Origin of the sequence: Flavobacterium sp. ENC (genome assembly GCF_020991415.1) — a bacterium.
Taxonomy (GTDB): Bacteria; Bacteroidota; Bacteroidia; order Flavobacteriales; family Flavobacteriaceae; genus Flavobacterium.
This window is the reverse complement of sequence record NZ_JAJMOY010000001.1, coordinates 1,151,587-1,169,404: the sequence shown is the minus strand read 5'-3', so window position 1 is coordinate 1,169,404 and position 17,818 is coordinate 1,151,587. Positions and strand designations below refer to the sequence as shown.

Here is a 17,818-nt window from a genome sequence, read left to right as displayed (position 1 = left end):
AAAATAACATCAGGCCAATACCTATAAGAACTCAAGCTCTAATAAAAAATCGTCAAAACTACACTAAAAGGCATTTTTCAGCCTTTCAAAGATATAAAAATAACCAAAATAAAACCTGATTTCAGAAAGGTATAGAATACAATTTGAATCTTCATTTTGTAACATTTCTTTATCATTAAAAAACCTACATTATTTATTTGTAAAAGAATTTTAAAAGTTTATCTTGCCCCAGTTTTATTAAAAAAAATACCACATTGAAAACAAGAGTATTACCCGGCTTTTTATTGTTTTTTTTTAGTTTGTTTCTGATTTCTTTTTCGGATCCTTATGCTATCAAACGTATTTCTGATGCCAACTTCAGATATGAATTTTACACCACCGACAAAATTATAAAAATAAAAGACCACAAAGTATACTATTGGTTCAAAGGCGGTGCGATTCACAGTGCCGAAGCCGGTATTGCGGGAACGCTCCTTCACGATAAATTCGTAAAAATGTACCACAGCAACCAATTGGCGGAACAAGGTCAGTTTAAGGAAGGCCTAAAAGTAGGCTTATGGAAAACCTGGCATACCAACGGAACGATTGAAGCTACCGAGAACTGGAAAAAAGGTTTAAGATCCGGAGATTATTTGCGATATGACGATAAGGGCATTCTTGCCGAAACCGGAAAATACAAGAAAGGCGTAAAAACCGGAGTGTGGATTAATTACGAGAAGAAAGATACACTGGTGTACAAAAAAGGAATTCTTGTGATCAAAAAACAAAAAATCTCAAAATCCCAGGAATACAAACTAAAAGAAGAACAGACCAAACTTGAAGCGTCCAAAAAACAGGCGCAGGAACTGGAAAGCACTTCGGACCTGAATACCCTTGCTTCCTATAAAGCTGCTGCAAAAGAAAAAGAGAAAGTAGAAAAAGAACAGAAGCAAAAAGAGAGAGAAAAAGAAAAGGCCGCTGAAAAACAAAAGAAAGCCGCTGATAAAGCTTCACAGAAAGACTCTAAAACCAAAATATTCTTCAAAAACATATTTACAAAAAAGCAATAAGCTAATGGTTAAGGCTCATAGTTTATTGTACGCCATTTACATTTGTCTAATCGTATCGATCATATGCGGTGCGCTTTTGTATTTTGCCAATTTGTACAATCAGCTTAATTTATATTACAACCTGCAGGAAGAATTATATATTCAGAACCAGTCGGTGGTTAATTTTGCTTTGGGAAATAAAATCCTTCCGCAAGAAATTGAAAAAGACGAAAACTCCGGTATCGAAGGAAATTACAAAACCAGATCGTACGGTTTGCTTACTTTGTTGCTGGCAGAATCTTCTATTGGAAATGACACCGTAACCTCAGCTCATTTTGTCGGCAGTTTCAGCACGGACAAAACCGCTATTTACCTGACCAACATTTCCAAAGCACTTTCGTATTCCGGTACGGTAAAATTAACGGGGGACAGCCAGCTGCCTTCTGTTTTTATTGAAACTTCCTATATTACCAGCGGCGCGAACAAAATAACCAATAACGGAAAAGTGACCGTTTCAGATCTTGCACTGCCGGAGATTAATCCGGAATTCAAAAAAATATTCGCGCAGACGCAAGGCCGGAGAACCGCTTTAAAAGATATCGAAAGACCTAAAGATTCGCTGTACTATAATTCTTTTACAAGCGAAACCAAAGAAATTGAGGTGAGCTCCAGGCTTTCCAACGTCATCTTCAAAGGCAATTTCATTCTGAGATCGAAAGACTCGATCCGCATCCAGAAAAATGCCGTGTTGGAAGATGTAATCCTCATCGCTCCAAAAATTACCTTCGAAGCCGGTTTTAAAGGAACCGTTCAGGCCTTTGCGACAAAAGGAATTGAACTCGAAGAAAAAGTCGTGCTCAATTATCCATCCGTCATTTGTGTATACAATGCCAACGAAGCAGAAAGCAAAATAAAAATAAAGAAAGAAAGCATCATAAGCGGTGCAGTCGTATTATTTGGCAATTCGATAGAGGAATTAGACAAAAACAGCATGGAGATAGCCGAAGAAGGATTGATCTTCGGCGATATTTACTGTACCGGAAAATTATTTTTGAGGAGCACCGTTTACGGCTCGGTTTACACCAACCGCTTTTTCATACAAACCGGCGCTACCTCCTACGACAACACCATTGCTGATCTTGAAATCAATTCGGACAAACGGCCGGATTACTTTATTTCGATCCCATTATTCACCACTCAAAAAACCCGCTATGGTATTCTTAAAAAAGTATTATAGTGTAAAAGCAAACTCCATATTGGAGTCAGTTATTGCTTTGACGATCATTTCGATCTGTCTGTATTTTGCCATTCTTGTATTTGCTTCTGTTTTTACGCCAAGGACATCGGCTAAATTTTACAGCACCCAAAATAAAGTCAATGAGTTATTCTTTCTATCGCAACTGAAAAATGATTCGTTACAATATGAAAGTCAGGATGAAAACCTGCTGATCGAAGAAGAGGTGATTAACGACCGCCTGAAAAAAATTTCTGTCCAGTACAAAGACAGCTTGCAATTTAAGTTTGAAAAAAGTTTTTATGTCGAAAGCAATCCTTAATCGTAACAATTCGGTTCCGGCGTTTTCGATTATAGAAACGCTTGTCGGAATGGCCATTACAGCCATTATCATGGGCATTTTGTTCGCCATATTTTCTATTGTAACCGAAAGAATGCTGGATTTTAGAAATCAGAACCAGCTCGTTAACGATTTAAACCGACTGACCTACAGCCTGAACAAAGATATTTTCGAAAAAGAAAAAATGAACCGGACCGACAATGAACTCTCTTTCAAAGGATATGCCGGAGAACAGGTGCACTATAATTTTCAGGAAGATTATACCGTTCGAACGAATGAAACTTTTATTGACACGTTTAAGATTCAGCTCAAACAGATTGTTATGGATACCGTAAAAAGCAAATCACAGCAATTGTTTTTCCTAAAACTGAAACTGAACGTAACCATTAATGAAAAAGAATCGTCCCTGAATTTTTACAAAAGAGTGTATGCGAATGAATTATTACAAAAAACACCCAAACCATGAGTCTTGATTTAAGTACATACAAAGCCCCAAAGGCCGAAAAAACGGATTTTAAACTGCCGTCAGGTACTTCGTCCTTTCAATTCTCAAAAAAACTTTCGGACAAGAAAAAAGAAATTTTCTATCGTGAATTGGGCATGCTGCTCAAATCTGGTGTTGATTTTAAAAAAGCACTCGAAATCCTGAGCAATCAGTCCGCTAATAAATTTGAGAAGGAAATTATCCTTCAAATCAAAGACAAGGTTATTGAAGGAAGAAGTATTTACGAGTCGATGCGGGAAACCAATCAGTTTTCGGCTTACGAATATTACAGCATTCAGATTGGGGAGGAAACCCGAAAACTCGAAGAAGTCCTTGCCGAACTGCAGAAATACTTCAACCGTAAAATCCAGATGAAAAGACAGGTTGTTTCTGTTTTGACGTATCCTGCAATTGTGATGATCGTAACGGTGCTGGTACTTTATTTTATGCTCAACAAAGTAGTTCCGATGTTTAGTTCCGTGTTCAAACAATTCGGCAGCGAATTACCGAAAAGCACACAGGTGATTATCAAAATATCGAATCATTCGGGAACGATATTCAGTATTGTACTGGCCATCATCATCGGATTAATTATCACGCATGCCTTGCTGAAGGAAAAAGATTTTTACAGGGCGCTGACCACAAAAATGATTTTAAAAATACCGTATTTCGGAAACCTCATCCGTAAAATTTACATCTCACGTTTTTGCCAGGCAATGAATTTACTGATTACGTCTAAGACCACATTAATCAACTCACTGTCCCTTACAGCCAAAATGATTGGGTTCTACCCTATCGAAATGGCCATTCACGAAATCAAGGACGATATCACGCGCGGTGCTTCTTTAAATGAAAGCCTAAAAAAGCACGACGTGTTTGAAAACAAAATGGTTTCGATGGTGGAAGTAGCCGAACAGGTGAACCAGCTGGAGACTATGTTTGAACGGCTTACCGAACAATACAATGAGGAAATAAGCCATCAGACCAAGATGATCGGAGTGATTCTGGAACCCATGATTATCATAGTGATTGGAGTAATTGTCGGGGTCATTATGGTGTCGATGTATGCCCCAATGTTTGATTTAAGTAAAATCATAAATAAATAGTAATAGTTTCATTACAATTTGTATTTTTGCCGCCAAAGTATTAACATATTTTAATAAATAAATGCATACAAATGTTAAAAAGGATTAAAAAATTATTAAAAAATAGTAAAAAAGCTACAATTAAAGCATATTCGTTAACAGAAATTTTAATTGTATTATGCATTATTGGAATCTTATTGTTAATGGTTTTACCCAATCAGACTTCCGTAATTGGTCAGGCCAAAGCCATTGAGGCGCAAGCCATGCTCAATCAGGTGTACGGACTACAGAAAAGTCATTTTTACAGACATTCAAAATACTCCAATAGCTTAGAAGAATTAGGTTTTGAACAAGAGCAGACCGTTGACGAAGGCGGACAGGCAGTGTACAAAATCGAAATCCTCGAGGCCTCAAACGATTCTTTTCTGGCCAGAGCTACTGCCACTTCTGATTTAGATGGTGACGGAAATTTTAATACCTGGGAAATAGACAGCAAGAAAATGTTAACTGAAGTAACAAAAGAATAAATTTGGAAACACCTTTACTTTTTTTGTTAGCGGTTTTATTGTTTGTGTTTTTTCAGGACTGGAAATACAGGCGTATTCATGTGCTGTTGCCATTGGCTATTTTCCTGTTTTCCCTGTACATCATTTACCTCAAGTCGCTTTCGTTTAAAAACATGCTGTTAAACACAGCCTTTTTTCTCGTTACCTTAGGCATCCTTGTATTGTATATGAGCCTGAAAAACAAGCAGTTTTTAAATCCGTTTGAACATTATTTCGGTTTGGGCGATTTGCTTTTTTATGTGGCGGTCACTCCGCTTTTTATACTTCCGAATTTCATTGTATTTTTTATACTTTCCATGGTTTTTGCCCTGGTTTTACAGTTTGCATTTAAAAAAGTTCTTACGGAACATACCGTTCCTTTAGCCGGTTTTTCGGCATTGTTTTTAATTATTGTCCTGATAAAAGATTATTGTTCCTTCTATCCAAAACTTACACTGATCTAATATGCAGGATATCATCGTTCATTCCGAAAATCAGCATATCGTATCCGGCGATCTTGCCAACCAATACCGAATATTACCCAAATCCGTTTCAGAAAATACGCTGGAATTGTATGTGGATGAATCTTATAATAATGGCGATGCCAAAGAAGAGCTTGAACTTTTTTTAGGCAAAAACATCATCTTCACTCCGATTGCCTCCTATGAGATTGAAAAAGCACTTTCTATCTATTACAGAAAAGAAAGAGTGACGAGTTCTAATAAATCGCTGAATTTCGACAAAGGCGATTTCCTTGAAAGTTTACTGGAAGAAGCCAAATCACTTAAATGCAGTGATATTCATTTTGAGGTTTATGAAAGTTCCGCCCGAATCCGGTTCAGGATCGACGGACAGCTAATTGAACGTTATAAAGTAGAACGCGAAAATTACCTCGAGCTGGTCAACAAAATCAAGATCAGGGCAAAACTGAACATTACCGAAAAAAGATTGCCGCAGGACGGAAGGATTACCAATGATTCTTTTGACATCAGGGTTTCGATTTTACCGACCCTTTTTGGCGAAAAGATCGTAATGCGTTTATTAGGCCAGGATGCCTCCAATATCGATTTAAGTACACTGGGCCTTCAGGAAGAAGAACTGGAACACTATCTGGAAGCGGTAAAAAAACCCAACGGGATTATCCTGATCAGCGGACCAACCGGTTCGGGAAAAACAACAACATTGTACGCGACATTACGATTGCTTAATGATAGCCGTAGAAATATAGTCACCGTAGAAGACCCGATCGAGTATACTTTAAAAGGAATCAATCAGGTACAGCTCAAAGAAGATATTGGTCTGACTTTCTCTTCTGCGCTGAAATCCTTTTTAAGACAGGATCCCGATGTCATCATGCTTGGGGAAATCAGGGATTCCGAAACGGCCTTAATGGCCATCAGGGCTTCCTTGACCGGGCATTTGGTATTGTCTACGATCCATACCAATTCGGCAGTAGGTACCATTTCCAGATTGATAGACATGGGCGTTCCCTCCTATCTGATCGCGGAAACCTTAAACCTGTCCGTAGCACAAAGACTGGTTCGAAAACTTTGCAGCCACTGTAAAAAGGAAGTGCCTTGTACCAAAAAAGATTTCCCTATGAACTATAAATTTCCGTACGAAATCGAAACATACTACAAAGCAGTAGGCTGCAATCAGTGTTTTCATACCGGATACAAAGGAAGAACGGCTATTTATGAAGTACTGACCATTGATTCCGTTATCACCGAAGCCATAAAAAACAATACCGTTACGAAGTTATTCAGTAACGATGAAAATTATAAATCACTATCAGAAAAAGCTTTTGATATTTTGGCCGAAGGAGAAACGGCTTTAGAAGAAATATATTCTATTTTAATTAACTTATAAATAAATGTTTAAAAAATTAGGTTACATCATTATGGTACTGTTTTTTACAAATAGTATTATTGCGCAACAGGACATCAACGAATTAAGCAAGAAACTGGACGACCTTTCCATCCAGAAAAAGGGACTTAATGAAGCTATTAAAATAGACGTTTCAGGATTAACATTACACGACTTTATTTCTTCTATAGCCGAAGAACACCAGCTGAACATTGATGTGGATACCGAATTAAATCAACCCGTGTCCAATAACTTTTTTGATGTAACCGTAAAAGACGTGTTCATTCACCTGGTACAGAAATACGATCTGGAAGTTACTTTTACGAACAATATCATTATCTTCAAAAAGAGAAAAACAGTCACGATTGTAGAGAAAAAAGCGCCCAAAATTATTGATGTCAGCTACAACTCCCAAAACGATTTTCTATCGGTTAAATTAGAAAACGATACCTTATCGGCAGTTGCAAAAGCAATCATAGATAAATCAGGGAAAAACTTAGTTTTAGCACCGGAAGTAAAAAACCTCCGCGTTTCTTCCTATATACTGAACCGTCCCTTTGATCAGGTCATCGAAATGATTTCTAAATCAAATGATCTGATTGCGACCAAAGACGAAAACGGTTTTTACTTCATCGAAAAAAACAAAGACGGGGCAGTTAGTGTAAATGGTAGTTCCCAAAAAGCAAAACAGCCTAAATCGAGTGCCGGAGTGCCGGGGTATTATGAAGTAACCGTAAATAAAAACGGCCTCTTGTCTGTCAAAGCCTATATTGCCGATGCTTCCGATTTATTAACCGAAGCAGCAGAAAAACTGCATGTGAATTATTTTCTGTACAACAAACCGGAGAATGAAAAAACAACGCTTTCGGCCGATAACATCACTTTTGACGAATTGTTGTTTCATATTTTCAAAGGAAAAAAATACACCTTCAAAAAACAGGATAATTTATACCTAATCGGGGAAGAAGGTGCAGAAGGATTGCGCGCTACCGAAATTATTCAACTGGAAAACAGGTCGATTGAACTGGTACTGGCTTCATTACCAAAAGTATTTTCCGAGAAACTCGAAATCAAGGAATTTGTCGAGCTAAACGGTCTGGTAGCTTCGGGATCGAAATCAATCTTGGAAGAATTAAAAATTTATATCAAACAGATTGACAAAGTGGTACCAATGGTACAGATTGAAGTCATCATTGTACAATACAACAAATCCCATGATGTACAGACCGGAATGAAAGCCGGACTGGATAAAATCAACAAACAGGTCACCGGCGGAACCTTATTTCCTTCGACAGATGTGACGGTAAATTCGACTTCTGTAAACAGTCTGATCGAAGCCTTTAATGGTTTCGGAATTTTTAAACTCGGAAAAGTAACGGAGGCTTTTTACCTGAATCTGAAATTACTGGAAAACAACTCGATTGTAAAAGTAGAATCTACGCCGAAAATCGCGACCATCAGCGGACATGAAGCAAAATTATCTATTGGGGAAACCAGCTATTATTTCGAACAAAGCAACCGGTTAATCAACAGCAACATCGGAAATGATATCCTAAATTCAGGTACGTGGAAATCTACGGACGCGAATCTAAGTCTTTCGATAAAACCTTTTGTTTCCATAGACGAGAATGTAACGCTTACCATTGTGGTCGAAAAAAGTTCATTCCTTGGAAGAGCCGGAGAAACGGCACCTCCCGGAAAAGCAACACAAAAATTTGAATCTTTGGTTCGTGTCAAAAATGGTGAAATGATCTTACTGGGCGGTCTGGATGAACTGAAAAAGGAAGATGCCGGTTCCGGAACTCCTCTTTTGTCAAGAATTCCAATTATCAAATGGTTTTTCAGCAGCAGGAAAAAGGCCAAAACCAATTCGAAATTGCACATTTTTATTAAACCAACAGTGGTATATTAATGATTACGTTTTTATCTAAAATAATAAAGCTAAACAATTTGCATGTAATTGGAATCATCCGAAAAGAGGATGAGGAAAGTTATTATGTACTTACCGTGAAGAAAAAAGGAAACAAAATAGATATTGTAAGCAATACCTCTTTTGATACTTTTGACAAAGTCGCCCGGAACATTGATCTTAAGATTCCGGTACTTTTGGCTATTGACGGAAAAGGTATTTTAAATAAAGAAATCAATTTCAATACCGAAAGTGATGTCAACTGGTACAAAAACATTGACTTTGAATCGATTTACCACACCAGCATTATTGGCTCCGGCAGTAATTTCATGAGCTTTTGCAGGAAAAACATCGTCAATGAAATTACGGATAAATTCCTTAAAAAAGGTTTTCAGGTAGCCGATATTTACATTGGTTCCTTCTTAGCGGCGTTGTTATACGATGCTGTGAAAAAAGATACTATAACATCAAACGATTTACTGTTAGAATTTGACAACGGAAAACTTGTTCAGTTCACCAAGCAGGCCGAACCTGTAAAAAGAGAAAACTATACGATTGGGAAAGACGTTATTTCAAATAAGTTCCTCTCGCTCTACGGAATTATCGTTCACTTTTTTATTCAGCAGAAAGAAGTTTCCAAAACCACAGACGAAAGTTTAAGTACAGAGGAAATCATTTACAAAAAAGCATTCAACATCCTTGGGATTACCATGCTTGTCGGTTTTTTATCCAGTCTGCTGCTGAGTTATCTGCTAATCCAGTATTACGGTTCCAAAAATGCAGAACTCAACCTTCAGAATGTGTATTCCAGTCAATCGTATCAATTAATTCTTGACCTGGAAAAACAAAAAGAAAACAAACAGCAGCTGTTAAACGAGTCCGGATTTTTATCCTCGAAGTTTCTTTCCTTTTACAGTTATGAAATTATAAAAGGAATTCCGGGTGACATTTCTTTAACGGGTCTGAATATTATTCCAGTCAGCAAAGAAGTAAAAGCCACTCAGAAAATTGGTTTTGAAGCCAAAGTAATCGTCATTAAAGGCGAGACTTTTAATGAAACGTCCTTCAACAACTGGATGGAAAAATTAAAAAAAATGAGCTGGCTTAAGAATTTTGAAATCATCAGTTTTAAGAAAGACAAGAAAAATAAATCGCAGTTTGAAATAAAAATCACGATAAAAGATGTTTGAGAAATATTCCTATAAAAAGAAATTCACGGCACTGGTCCTGATCTTTGTGATGCTGCTGATAACAGCATACAAAAGATCCTTCCATACTTTATTTCAGGTCATAAACGAGTACAGGACCTTAGCTGAAAAAACGAATCAGATCAACAAAAAAGCCAATAACACAGAAGGTTTAACCAAGGAAATCAACTATCTGGATCGTGTCATCGGGAAAGAAGGCATCACAAAAGAGATGGTACAGCAGGGCATCATCAGTTTTGCTTCTACTGAAAATCCCAAAGTTTCCATCAATGATTTACAGCCCACCCATGTTTTTTCGGATGAAAATTACCGGATTATCAGCAATCAGCTTGACGTCACCGGAAATTGCAACCAGCTGCTGGCCTTAGGTTATGATTTTGAAAAAAAGTTTGATTTTTCAAGAATGGTCAGCATGAATTTTTACACCGTCAAAAAAAGCAACACCTCTGAAGTTTTACATTTAAAAATGATTTTTCAAAATTATGAAAACACTAAATAAAATTATACCGTTTCTTTTCGTTCTGCTGCTTGTATCCTGCGAAGATGTTTTTGAAGAAGACATCTCAGACGATACCATAGAAGTAGTATCACCAAAAGACAATACTACCATAGAAAGCAATGTCGTTAATTTTCAATGGAACGAGATTGACGGAGCCAAAAAATACCGTTTGCAGGTGCTGGACATCAACCAAACTATTGTGGTCGATTCGCTGGTCGCCAAAACCAGTTTAAACATCCCGTTACTGACAGGGAGTTACCAATGGAAAGTAAGAGGAGAAAACTTTGCGTATGAATCCAAATATTCCGGTATTTCCAACTTTTCAATGGTCACAACCGATGACTTAAGCAATCAGCAGGTGGTATTGACAAGTCCGGATAACAATGTGTATAAAAACAGTGCTGACGTAACGATCAAATGGCAAAAACTGGCTGCTGCTACCAGCTATTATGTTGAAGTCATTAACACAACCACCAGTGAATCAGTCTATAAAGCCGAAAGTACTACCGAAACATCGGTTACTTTGAACAGCACTAATTTAACAAAAGATGCCAATTACCAATGGAAGGTAAGAGGAATCAACAGCACAAGTCAGACCGCCCAGTTCTCATCGAGGAATTTCTTTATTGATACTGTGGTACCGGGGGTGCCTGTGAATTCCCTTCCGGCTGTTAATGCGATTATTACCAACAATGTGTCGACTACATTTACCTGGGTTTCTCCTACGGATACCGGAACAATCCAGTCTCCTCTTTTGTACACGATTGAATTTTCCAACACCAGTACTTTTACAACCATTCTTTTCCCGACTAATAATGCAAGTACGTCTTATCAGCGTATTTTTACCACATTAGGCGATTATTACTGGAGAATTAAAACGACAGATGCAGCCGGAAATGTAAGTGCCTACAGCGTACCCTTTAAGTTCACCGTAATTTAGTACAGAGATGGTCAAGAAAAAGATAAATATAATTTTAATCGTCGTGGTACTCGGGTTATGGGGTTCTGTTTTTTACAAAACGATCAACCGGTTTTTTACCTCTAAGGAATTAGCCGTTAACAACTCCGCAGGATCGCCTACCGTTAAATTCAACCAGATTAACAAAGATACTTTTGCCCTGGAAGATGTAGCAAGAGACCCTTTCTTAAACAAGCAGGTTCAGGAAGTTGTTTCCCGTCCGCAAAGACAATATGTGCCGAATACCAGCCATTCTGCTCCAGTTAAAAAAGCTGCCCCTGCACCAACAATGAAACATTTGATCGTATGGCCTGCGATCTCCTATCACGGTTATATAAAAGATTCGCGTGGAGAAATGGTAATCCTGAAAATTGATTCTAAAATGTTTCGTTTACGAAAAAACGATCTTGTTGACGGACTGACGATCAAAAAAATATCCAGTGATTCCCTGGAAGTAGATTTCAATAAGGAAAAGAAAATAATTAAACGTTTTAAAATTTAATCCCTTTTCGTTTTTAAAAGATTTTCTAGTTCAGCAGATACGAAAGACGGATCGAGCCATAAAAAGAACCTGTTATTTCGTGGCTGTCCAGTTCCCTGCCGTGGTAAATAAAAGCATAGGAAAAGTTGAAGTTATCATGACGGTATTTCAGCCCAAACTCGGCATTGAAACGCAGCGGCTGCAAATCGAAAGTAACCGGACTTTCGTTATTAAAAAGGCTTCCCTGAATGGTCGCATCATAAAACTGATAATTAACACTCGGTATCGCATAGAAATAAAACTCTCTCACGGTATATGGCAATACAGCACTCACTGACGCATCATGCAAATTGGAATCGTAAACCGGAAGCAGTTTCTTAAAGCCAATGCGGGTTAAAAAACCTGTGGAAACTCCTGTAAAAATAGTACCCAGATTTCCTTCCGACTGAAAATGAAGATCTATAAAATCGTTATGGCGGCTTGGAAATAATTTCTTCGAATACAGCGCATGAGCCTGTACGCCCAAAGCATTATGAATCTGATTCTCCCATCCATAGACCTTTTTATATCCGATGACATGGTGGAATGCTTCCTGCATTTCTTTTCCCAACGAATTTTGTCCGACAAAACCCAACTGGAAATCTGTTTTTAAAACCGACTCACTGTTATAGAAAAAACTTCGGCCCGCTTCGGCAAAAAGATATCCCGCAAAAGGGCGATTATTATTGTCCCGGGCTTCAATGTTAATATATCTCGGGTTGTAAATATACTGCCCTACCCGAAACTCGGTTATTTTCTTATTGATTTTCGGATTTTCGTTCTTCGACAAAAAACGATAAAACAGTTCTAAGCCATTGGTATAATACATATCATTTTTAGAAGAGGTATATAAATCATTGTCGGTTATAAATCCGATTTCGCTGGTTTTTCCCTGTCCAAAAGTGAATGCTGATGTCAATAACAGAAGCACTAAAAAGGCTTTTCTATTTCCCATCATAATGTATTTTTCCAACGGCGCGCATTTCACGAACTATTCTTTCTTTACGTCTGTTGATATAACTCGACGATCCGGTGGCTTTAAACTTTCTTGGATTAGGCAAAATAGCCGCAATTCCTGCAGCCTGCATCGGGGTCAGACTCGAAGCATCGCGTCGGTACCAGTGTTGGGTGGCGGCATAAGCCCCATACACACCATCACCCATTTCGATACTGTTCAGGTAGACTTCCATGATACGCTCTTTGCCCCAGATCACTTCTATCAAAACGGTAAAATAAGCTTCTAATCCTTTACGGAAATAACTTTTTCCCTGCCATAAAAACACATTTTTGGCCGTTTGCTGTGAGATCGTACTTCCACCGCGAATCCTGCGGCCGCGCTCATTGCTTTTGTATGCTTTCTGAAGTGCCTTAAAATCAAAACCATTGTGTGAAAGGAAAGTTCCGTCTTCACTGGCAATGACAGCTTTCTGCAGATTCATTGAAATTTTCTCAATTGGTTCCCAGTCATGATCAAAGTACACTTCTTTTCCACCCATCTTATTTTCGATAGCCCGAATAAGCATCAGGGGCGTAAAAGGAACAGGAACATATTTAAAAAAGATCACCGACCCTATCGAAAGGCCGAAGAACCATAGAAATAATTTGATAAAAAACCATTTAACCTTTTCTCCAAAAGAACGATTCGATTTCTTTGAAGCTGTTTTAGGCTTTGGTTTGCTTGCGGTTGTTTTTTTTGGTGCTGGTTTTTTGACTGCCATTATATTAAATCTGCTAATTCTGTTCCTACTAAACTTCCTATCGCGACGCCCATCCCGCCTAAACGCACTCCACAAAACACGTTTTCAGACAGTTGCGTCACTACAGGCGTTTTACTGTTTCCTATTCCCATAATGCCGCTCCAACGGTGAGCAATCCGGAATTCCTGATTTGGTAAAATTACATTTTTAAGTAAATCTTCCAATTTATTTTGCACAATTTTGGTCTGGCCGAATTCCGTCGTGTTTTCGGTCTCAAAATCAAGGTTACGTCCCCCGCCGAGTAAAATCCGGTCGCCGATATTCCTAAAATAATAATACCCGCGGTCCAGATGAAAAGTCCCCCTCATATCTAAGTTCGGAATAGGTTCCGTAATTAAAACCTGAGCCCTTGCCGGCTGCACGGCTCCCTTTGTTAACGTATGGGCAAACCCATTTGTTGCAAAAAGTATTTTTTTCGAAATAAAACTAAAATCATTCAATACGACTTCCACCTCATTTCCCTTATCGAGATAAGACGTTACCGTCTGTTGGTTCAGAATCAGAATATTGGCAGCAACGGCTTGTTTCAGTAATTCCTGCATCATATTTCCGGTATCGATCTGGGCTTCAAACGGATTAAAAATCAAATAATCCTGAATGTTTTTAAAACCAAACCGGTCTGTTTCTTTACTAAAAACATCTGCTTTAAAAAGCGGTTTCAGGATATCGTTTACAAAAGGCAATTTACTCAGACAATCGTTAAAACCTCTTTCATCTTCCTTCAGAAAAATTTCATATCCGCCATGTGGTTTAAAATCTATGGCGGCATCACCCAGTCTTTTTCGAAGCAGCTGCAGACCCAGCCAGCGTTTTTCGATAAGCTTTACAACATCTTCTTCTGAATGCGTTTTCAGATCCTCCATAATTTCAGAAAGGCTTCCGAAACAGGCAAAACCGGCATTCTTTGTACTGGCGCCCTGCGGCAGCATTCCTCTTTCTAAAATCAGGATTTTTGCTGCCGGAAATTTTTCACGCAAGCGCAGGCCTGCATGCAAACCAACAATTCCGCTGCCAACGATCGTATAATCTACATCCGTGAACCAATTTTTAAGCTCCCAGTAACTTAATTCCATGAGTGATTTTTTTATAAAAATACAGATTTTTTGTTTTACCATATAAGTAATAGAAGTTCATTTAAAAGTTTTTTTTAAACGGATGTCAGGCTGAGCGAAGTCGAAGCCCCTTTTATTTCCAGAAGCCTTCGACTCCGCTCAGGATGACAATCTCAATAACTAACAAAACAAACAACCCGATTCTTAAATGAACTTATAGCACTTATATGGTTTTAACACATGTCAGGCTGAGCGAAGTCGAAGCCCTTTTATTTCCACCAGCCTTCGACTACGCTCAGGATGACAATCTCTATAAATAACAAACAAACCTCATGCTTAAATGAACTTACACCACTTATATGGTTTTAACAAATGTCAGGCTGAGCGGAGTCGAAGTCCTTTTATTTCCAGAAGCCTTCGACTCCGCTCAGGATGACAATCTCAATAACTAACAAAACAAACAACCCTCATGCTTAAATGAACTTACAACACTTATATGGTTTTAACAAATGTCAGGCTGAGCGGAGTCGAAGCCCTTTTATTTCCACCAGCCTTCGACTACGCTCAGGATGACAATCTCAATAACTAATAAAACAAACAACCCGATTCTTAAATGAACTTATAGCACTTATATGGTTTTAACAGATGTCAGGCTGAGCGTAGTCGAAGCCCCTTTTATTTCCAGAAGCCTTCGACTCCGCTCAGGATGACAATCTCAATAAACAAAAAAAACAAATAAACCTCATGCTTAAATGAACTTCCATTACTTATATGGTTTTAACAAATGTCAGGCTGAGCGGAGTCGAAGCCCTTTTATTTCCGGAAGCCTTCGACTTCGCTCAGGATGACAATCTCAATAAACAAAAAAAACAAATAAACCTCCTGCTTAAATGAACTTCCATTACTTATATGGTTTTAACAGATGTCAGGCTGAGCGTAGTCGAAGCCCTTTTTATTTCCAGAAGCCTTCGACTCCGCTCAGGATGACAATCTCAATAACTAACAAAACAAACAAAGCACTTATATGGTTTTAACAGATGTCAGGCTGAGCGGAGTCGAAGCCCTTTTTATTTCCAAAAGCCTTCGACTCCGCTCAGGGTGACAATCTTAAGAACTCAACAAAACAAACAAACCTCATACTTAAATGAACTTATATCACTTATATGGTTTAACAGATGTCAGGCTGAGCGAAGTCGAAGCCCTTTTTCTACAACCAGCCTTTAACTCCGTTCAGGGTGACAGAACAATTAAAAGTTTTAACAATAAATTGGAATTTGGACCCGAGCGATAGCGAATAGGCGAAGCAATTTAAAAATTTGGAATTTAAAATTCGTACTTTTAGCTCCTCAAAAATCAGAATATCAATTATGAAAAAAGTATTATTCACAACCTTAATAATGATGAGTTTAAACGCTATCGGACAAAATGTAATGTCACCGGAATTGTTATGGAAACTAGGAAGAGTAACACCGCTTGGCCTTTCAAAAGACGAAAAAAATATTGTTTTTAAGGTTACGACCCCTTCCATAGAAGAAAACAAATCACACTCTAAATTGTACACTTTACCGGTAACCGGAGGGAATGCCACTGAAATCAAAGACACCAAAGAAGTACTGAAAGACAAAAATATTTCGCCTGACGGAAAATTTTTGGTGTACAATGAAGAAGTGAAAATTAATAACGTTTTAGGAAAAGATTTTTATCCCAACCTCGACAAATCCGATGCTCAGATTTACGATGGTTTGGATTACCGTCACTGGGATACGTGGAATGAAGGGAAGTTCAACCATGTTTTTTATAAGGAAAACAAAGAGGGCACTGCCGGAATTGATATCTTAAGAGGAGAAACTTTCGACAGTCCGCAGAAACCGTTTGGCGGAGACGAAGATTACATCTGGTCTCCCGATGGAAAAAGCATCTTGTATGTCTGCAAGAAAAAAGCAGGAACTGCCTACGCTATTTCTACCAACACCAATATCTATGAGTACAATTTAGAGACTCAGAAAACAGTCAACAGAACCGAAGACAATTTAGGTTACGATATGGCTCCGCAATTTTCCCCAACGGGAAACCTGACGTGGCTGCAAATGAAACGCGACGGCTATGAAGCAGACAAAAATGACATTATTGTTGAATTCAAAGGAATCAAAATGAATTTAACTGCAAATTGGGACGGAACGGTAGATCATTTTATCTGGAGCAAAGACGGCAAAAACGTATTTTTTGTAGCACCGGTCGATGGCACCAAACAACTTTTCAGCGTTAATTTCCCTGGTTTGACCAGAATTGCCATTACAGTTCGTCAGTTAACGAATGGTGATTTTGACGTCAATGATTTAGTTGGTTTTTCCGGTGATGATATCATTGTGACCAGAACGGATATGAATCATGCGGCTGAGATTTTTTCTTATAATTTAAAGAAAAATACCTGGAAACAATTATCGAACGTCAATACCGAAACTTATAAAACATTAACCTTAAGCAAAACAGAGAAACGTTATGTAACCACTACAGACGGGAAGAAAATGCTGGTTTGGGTAATTTTACCTCCAAATTTTGATGCCAACAAAAAATACCCGACGTTATTATATTGTCAGGGCGGACCACAATCTGCATTGACACAATCGTATTCGTACCGTTGGAATTTTTCTTTAATGGCCGCCAAAGGTTATGTGGTCGTGGCTCCCAACCGTCGCGGAATGCCGGGGCACGGAGTGGAATGGAACGAACAAATCAGTAAAGACTGGGGCGGACAGGTGATGGATGATTATTTGTCTGCTATTGATGATGTGGCCAAAGAAAGCTATGTTGACAAAAGCCGATTAGGTTGTGTTGGCGCGAGTTACGGAGGATATTCCGTGTTTTACTTAGCCGGAATTCACAACAACCGTTTCAAGACTTTTATCGCTCATGATGGTGTTTTCAACACACAAAGTATGTTCGGAACTACAGAAGAAGTTTTCTTTAACAACTGGGATTTCGGAGGTGCTTACTGGGAAAAAGACAATGCCGTGGCACAAAAAACCTATACGACTTTCAACCCTGCCAGTTTAGTGCAGAATTGGAACAAGCCTATTTTAATTGTTCAGGGAGGAAAAGATTTCCGTGTACCGATCGGACAAGGACAAGAAGCTTTTCAGGCTGCCCAGTTAAGAGGAATCAAAAGCCGTTTGCTTTACTTTCCGGAAGAAAATCACTGGGTTTTAAAACCACAGAACGCTCAGGTTTGGCAGGGTGAATTTTTTAAATGGTTAAAAGAAACACTTTAGTTCCTATCCATTTAAAACCTGAAAACTGAAACTTTTCATACAAATAGCTGTAGATTTATATAAT

Annotated in this window: 17 protein-coding genes; 14 read left to right on the top strand and 3 right to left on the bottom strand. The window is 38.4% G+C overall.

The window, feature by feature from the left end:
- Positions 1-254: 254 nt before the first annotated feature.
- From LPB89_RS04850 to LPB89_RS04790, 13 genes are all read left to right on the top strand, one after another.
- Positions 255-1,049, top strand: coding sequence for a toxin-antitoxin system YwqK family antitoxin (locus tag LPB89_RS04850; RefSeq protein WP_230700529.1), 795 nt, complete (start codon positions 255-257; stop codon positions 1,047-1,049).
- A 4-nt stretch (positions 1,050-1,053) separates the two neighbouring features.
- Positions 1,054-2,265: a polymer-forming cytoskeletal protein gene (locus tag LPB89_RS04845; RefSeq protein ID WP_230700527.1), complete on the top strand. Its 1,212-nt coding sequence runs from the start codon at positions 1,054-1,056 to the stop codon at positions 2,263-2,265.
- The gene (locus LPB89_RS04840; RefSeq protein ID WP_230700525.1) at positions 2,240-2,584 is read left to right on the top strand and encodes a hypothetical protein; all 345 of its coding nucleotides are present in this window, start codon (positions 2,240-2,242) and stop codon (positions 2,582-2,584) included. Before LPB89_RS04845 ends, LPB89_RS04840 begins: the two co-directional genes overlap by 26 nt.
- Positions 2,565-3,068 (top strand): type II secretion system protein J, encoded by a 504-nt coding sequence (locus tag LPB89_RS04835; RefSeq protein WP_230700523.1) that lies wholly within the window; start codon positions 2,565-2,567, stop codon positions 3,066-3,068. The genes LPB89_RS04840 and LPB89_RS04835 overlap by 20 nt, the downstream gene beginning before the upstream one ends.
- Positions 3,065-4,192: a type II secretion system F family protein gene (locus LPB89_RS04830; RefSeq protein WP_230700522.1), complete on the top strand. Its 1,128-nt coding sequence runs from the start codon at positions 3,065-3,067 to the stop codon at positions 4,190-4,192. The genes LPB89_RS04835 and LPB89_RS04830 overlap by 4 nt, the downstream gene beginning before the upstream one ends.
- Positions 4,193-4,263: 71 nt before the next feature.
- On the top strand, positions 4,264-4,698 hold the full coding sequence (locus LPB89_RS04825; protein WP_154340580.1) for a type IV pilin protein: 435 nt from the start codon (positions 4,264-4,266) through the stop codon (positions 4,696-4,698).
- 2 nt (positions 4,699-4,700) lie between these two features.
- Positions 4,701-5,180, top strand: a complete 480-nt coding sequence (locus tag LPB89_RS04820) for a prepilin peptidase (protein ID WP_230700520.1) — start codon at positions 4,701-4,703, stop codon at positions 5,178-5,180.
- Between the two features lies 1 nt (position 5,181).
- Entirely contained in the window at positions 5,182-6,585 is a 1,404-nt protein-coding gene (locus LPB89_RS04815; RefSeq protein ID WP_230700518.1) for a GspE/PulE family protein, read from the top strand.
- 4 nt (positions 6,586-6,589) lie between these two features.
- Positions 6,590-8,494: a type II secretion system protein GspD gene (locus LPB89_RS04810; RefSeq protein ID WP_230700516.1), complete on the top strand. Its 1,905-nt coding sequence runs from the start codon at positions 6,590-6,592 to the stop codon at positions 8,492-8,494.
- Positions 8,494-9,681, top strand: a complete 1,188-nt coding sequence (locus LPB89_RS04805; RefSeq protein ID WP_230700513.1) for a hypothetical protein — start codon at positions 8,494-8,496, stop codon at positions 9,679-9,681. The genes LPB89_RS04810 and LPB89_RS04805 overlap by 1 nt, the downstream gene beginning before the upstream one ends.
- Positions 9,674-10,198 carry a hypothetical protein gene (locus tag LPB89_RS04800; protein WP_230700511.1) on the top strand — a complete coding sequence of 175 codons (525 nt, stop codon included), beginning with the start codon at positions 9,674-9,676 and terminating at the stop codon, positions 10,196-10,198. The genes LPB89_RS04805 and LPB89_RS04800 overlap by 8 nt, the downstream gene beginning before the upstream one ends.
- Positions 10,182-11,138: a hypothetical protein gene (locus tag LPB89_RS04795; RefSeq protein ID WP_230700509.1), complete on the top strand. Its 957-nt coding sequence runs from the start codon at positions 10,182-10,184 to the stop codon at positions 11,136-11,138. Before LPB89_RS04800 ends, LPB89_RS04795 begins: the two co-directional genes overlap by 17 nt.
- 43 nt (positions 11,139-11,181) lie before the next feature.
- A complete protein-coding gene (locus tag LPB89_RS04790; protein WP_230700507.1) occupies positions 11,182-11,658 on the top strand; it encodes a hypothetical protein in 477 nt (158 codons plus the stop codon).
- 25 nt (positions 11,659-11,683) lie between these two features.
- Here LPB89_RS04790 and LPB89_RS04785 read toward each other — a convergent pair whose 3' ends face one another.
- From LPB89_RS04785 to LPB89_RS04775, 3 genes are read right to left on the bottom strand one after another with little or no spacing between them, the layout of a single operon-like run.
- A complete protein-coding gene (locus LPB89_RS04785) occupies positions 11,684-12,631 on the bottom strand; it encodes a lipid A deacylase LpxR family protein (protein WP_230700505.1) in 948 nt (315 codons plus the stop codon).
- Positions 12,621-13,394, bottom strand: a complete 774-nt coding sequence (gene mtgA, locus LPB89_RS04780) for a monofunctional biosynthetic peptidoglycan transglycosylase (RefSeq protein ID WP_230700504.1) — start codon at positions 13,392-13,394, stop codon at positions 12,621-12,623. Before mtgA ends, LPB89_RS04785 begins: the two co-directional genes overlap by 11 nt.
- Entirely contained in the window at positions 13,394-14,506 is a 1,113-nt protein-coding gene (locus LPB89_RS04775) for an FAD-binding oxidoreductase (protein ID WP_230700502.1), read from the bottom strand. The genes mtgA and LPB89_RS04775 overlap by 1 nt, the downstream gene beginning before the upstream one ends.
- Positions 14,507-15,852: 1,346 nt before the next feature.
- Here LPB89_RS04775 and LPB89_RS04770 point away from each other — a divergent pair.
- Complete coding sequence (locus tag LPB89_RS04770) at positions 15,853-17,754, top strand: S9 family peptidase (RefSeq protein WP_230700501.1); 1,902 nt, start codon at positions 15,853-15,855, stop codon at positions 17,752-17,754.
- Positions 17,755-17,818 lie beyond the last annotated feature (64 nt).

Bases quoted from the DNA above. Each gene is read 5' to 3' on its own strand.
- LPB89_RS04845 (WP_230700527.1), top strand. From the start codon at position 1,054: ATGGTTAAGGCTCATAGTTTATTGTACGCCATTTACATTTGTCTAATC.
- LPB89_RS04840 (WP_230700525.1), top strand. From the start codon at position 2,240: ATGGTATTCTTAAAAAAGTATTATAGTGTAAAAGCAAACTCCATATTG.
- LPB89_RS04835 (WP_230700523.1), top strand. From the start codon at position 2,565: ATGTCGAAAGCAATCCTTAATCGTAACAATTCGGTTCCGGCGTTTTCG.
- LPB89_RS04830 (WP_230700522.1), top strand. From the start codon at position 3,065: ATGAGTCTTGATTTAAGTACATACAAAGCCCCAAAGGCCGAAAAAACG.
- LPB89_RS04825 (WP_154340580.1), top strand. From the start codon at position 4,264: ATGTTAAAAAGGATTAAAAAATTATTAAAAAATAGTAAAAAAGCTACA.
- LPB89_RS04815 (WP_230700518.1), top strand. From the start codon at position 5,182: ATGCAGGATATCATCGTTCATTCCGAAAATCAGCATATCGTATCCGGC.
- LPB89_RS04810 (WP_230700516.1), top strand. From the start codon at position 6,590: ATGTTTAAAAAATTAGGTTACATCATTATGGTACTGTTTTTTACAAAT.
- LPB89_RS04805 (WP_230700513.1), top strand. From the start codon at position 8,494: ATGATTACGTTTTTATCTAAAATAATAAAGCTAAACAATTTGCATGTA.
- LPB89_RS04800 (WP_230700511.1), top strand. From the start codon at position 9,674: ATGTTTGAGAAATATTCCTATAAAAAGAAATTCACGGCACTGGTCCTG.
- LPB89_RS04795 (WP_230700509.1), top strand. From the start codon at position 10,182: ATGAAAACACTAAATAAAATTATACCGTTTCTTTTCGTTCTGCTGCTT.
- LPB89_RS04785 (WP_230700505.1), bottom strand. From the start codon at position 12,631: ATGGGAAATAGAAAAGCCTTTTTAGTGCTTCTGTTATTGACATCAGCA.
- mtgA (WP_230700504.1), bottom strand. From the start codon at position 13,394: ATGGCAGTCAAAAAACCAGCACCAAAAAAAACAACCGCAAGCAAACCA.
- LPB89_RS04775 (WP_230700502.1), bottom strand. From the start codon at position 14,506: ATGGAATTAAGTTACTGGGAGCTTAAAAATTGGTTCACGGATGTAGAT.
- LPB89_RS04770 (WP_230700501.1), top strand. From the start codon at position 15,853: ATGAAAAAAGTATTATTCACAACCTTAATAATGATGAGTTTAAACGCT.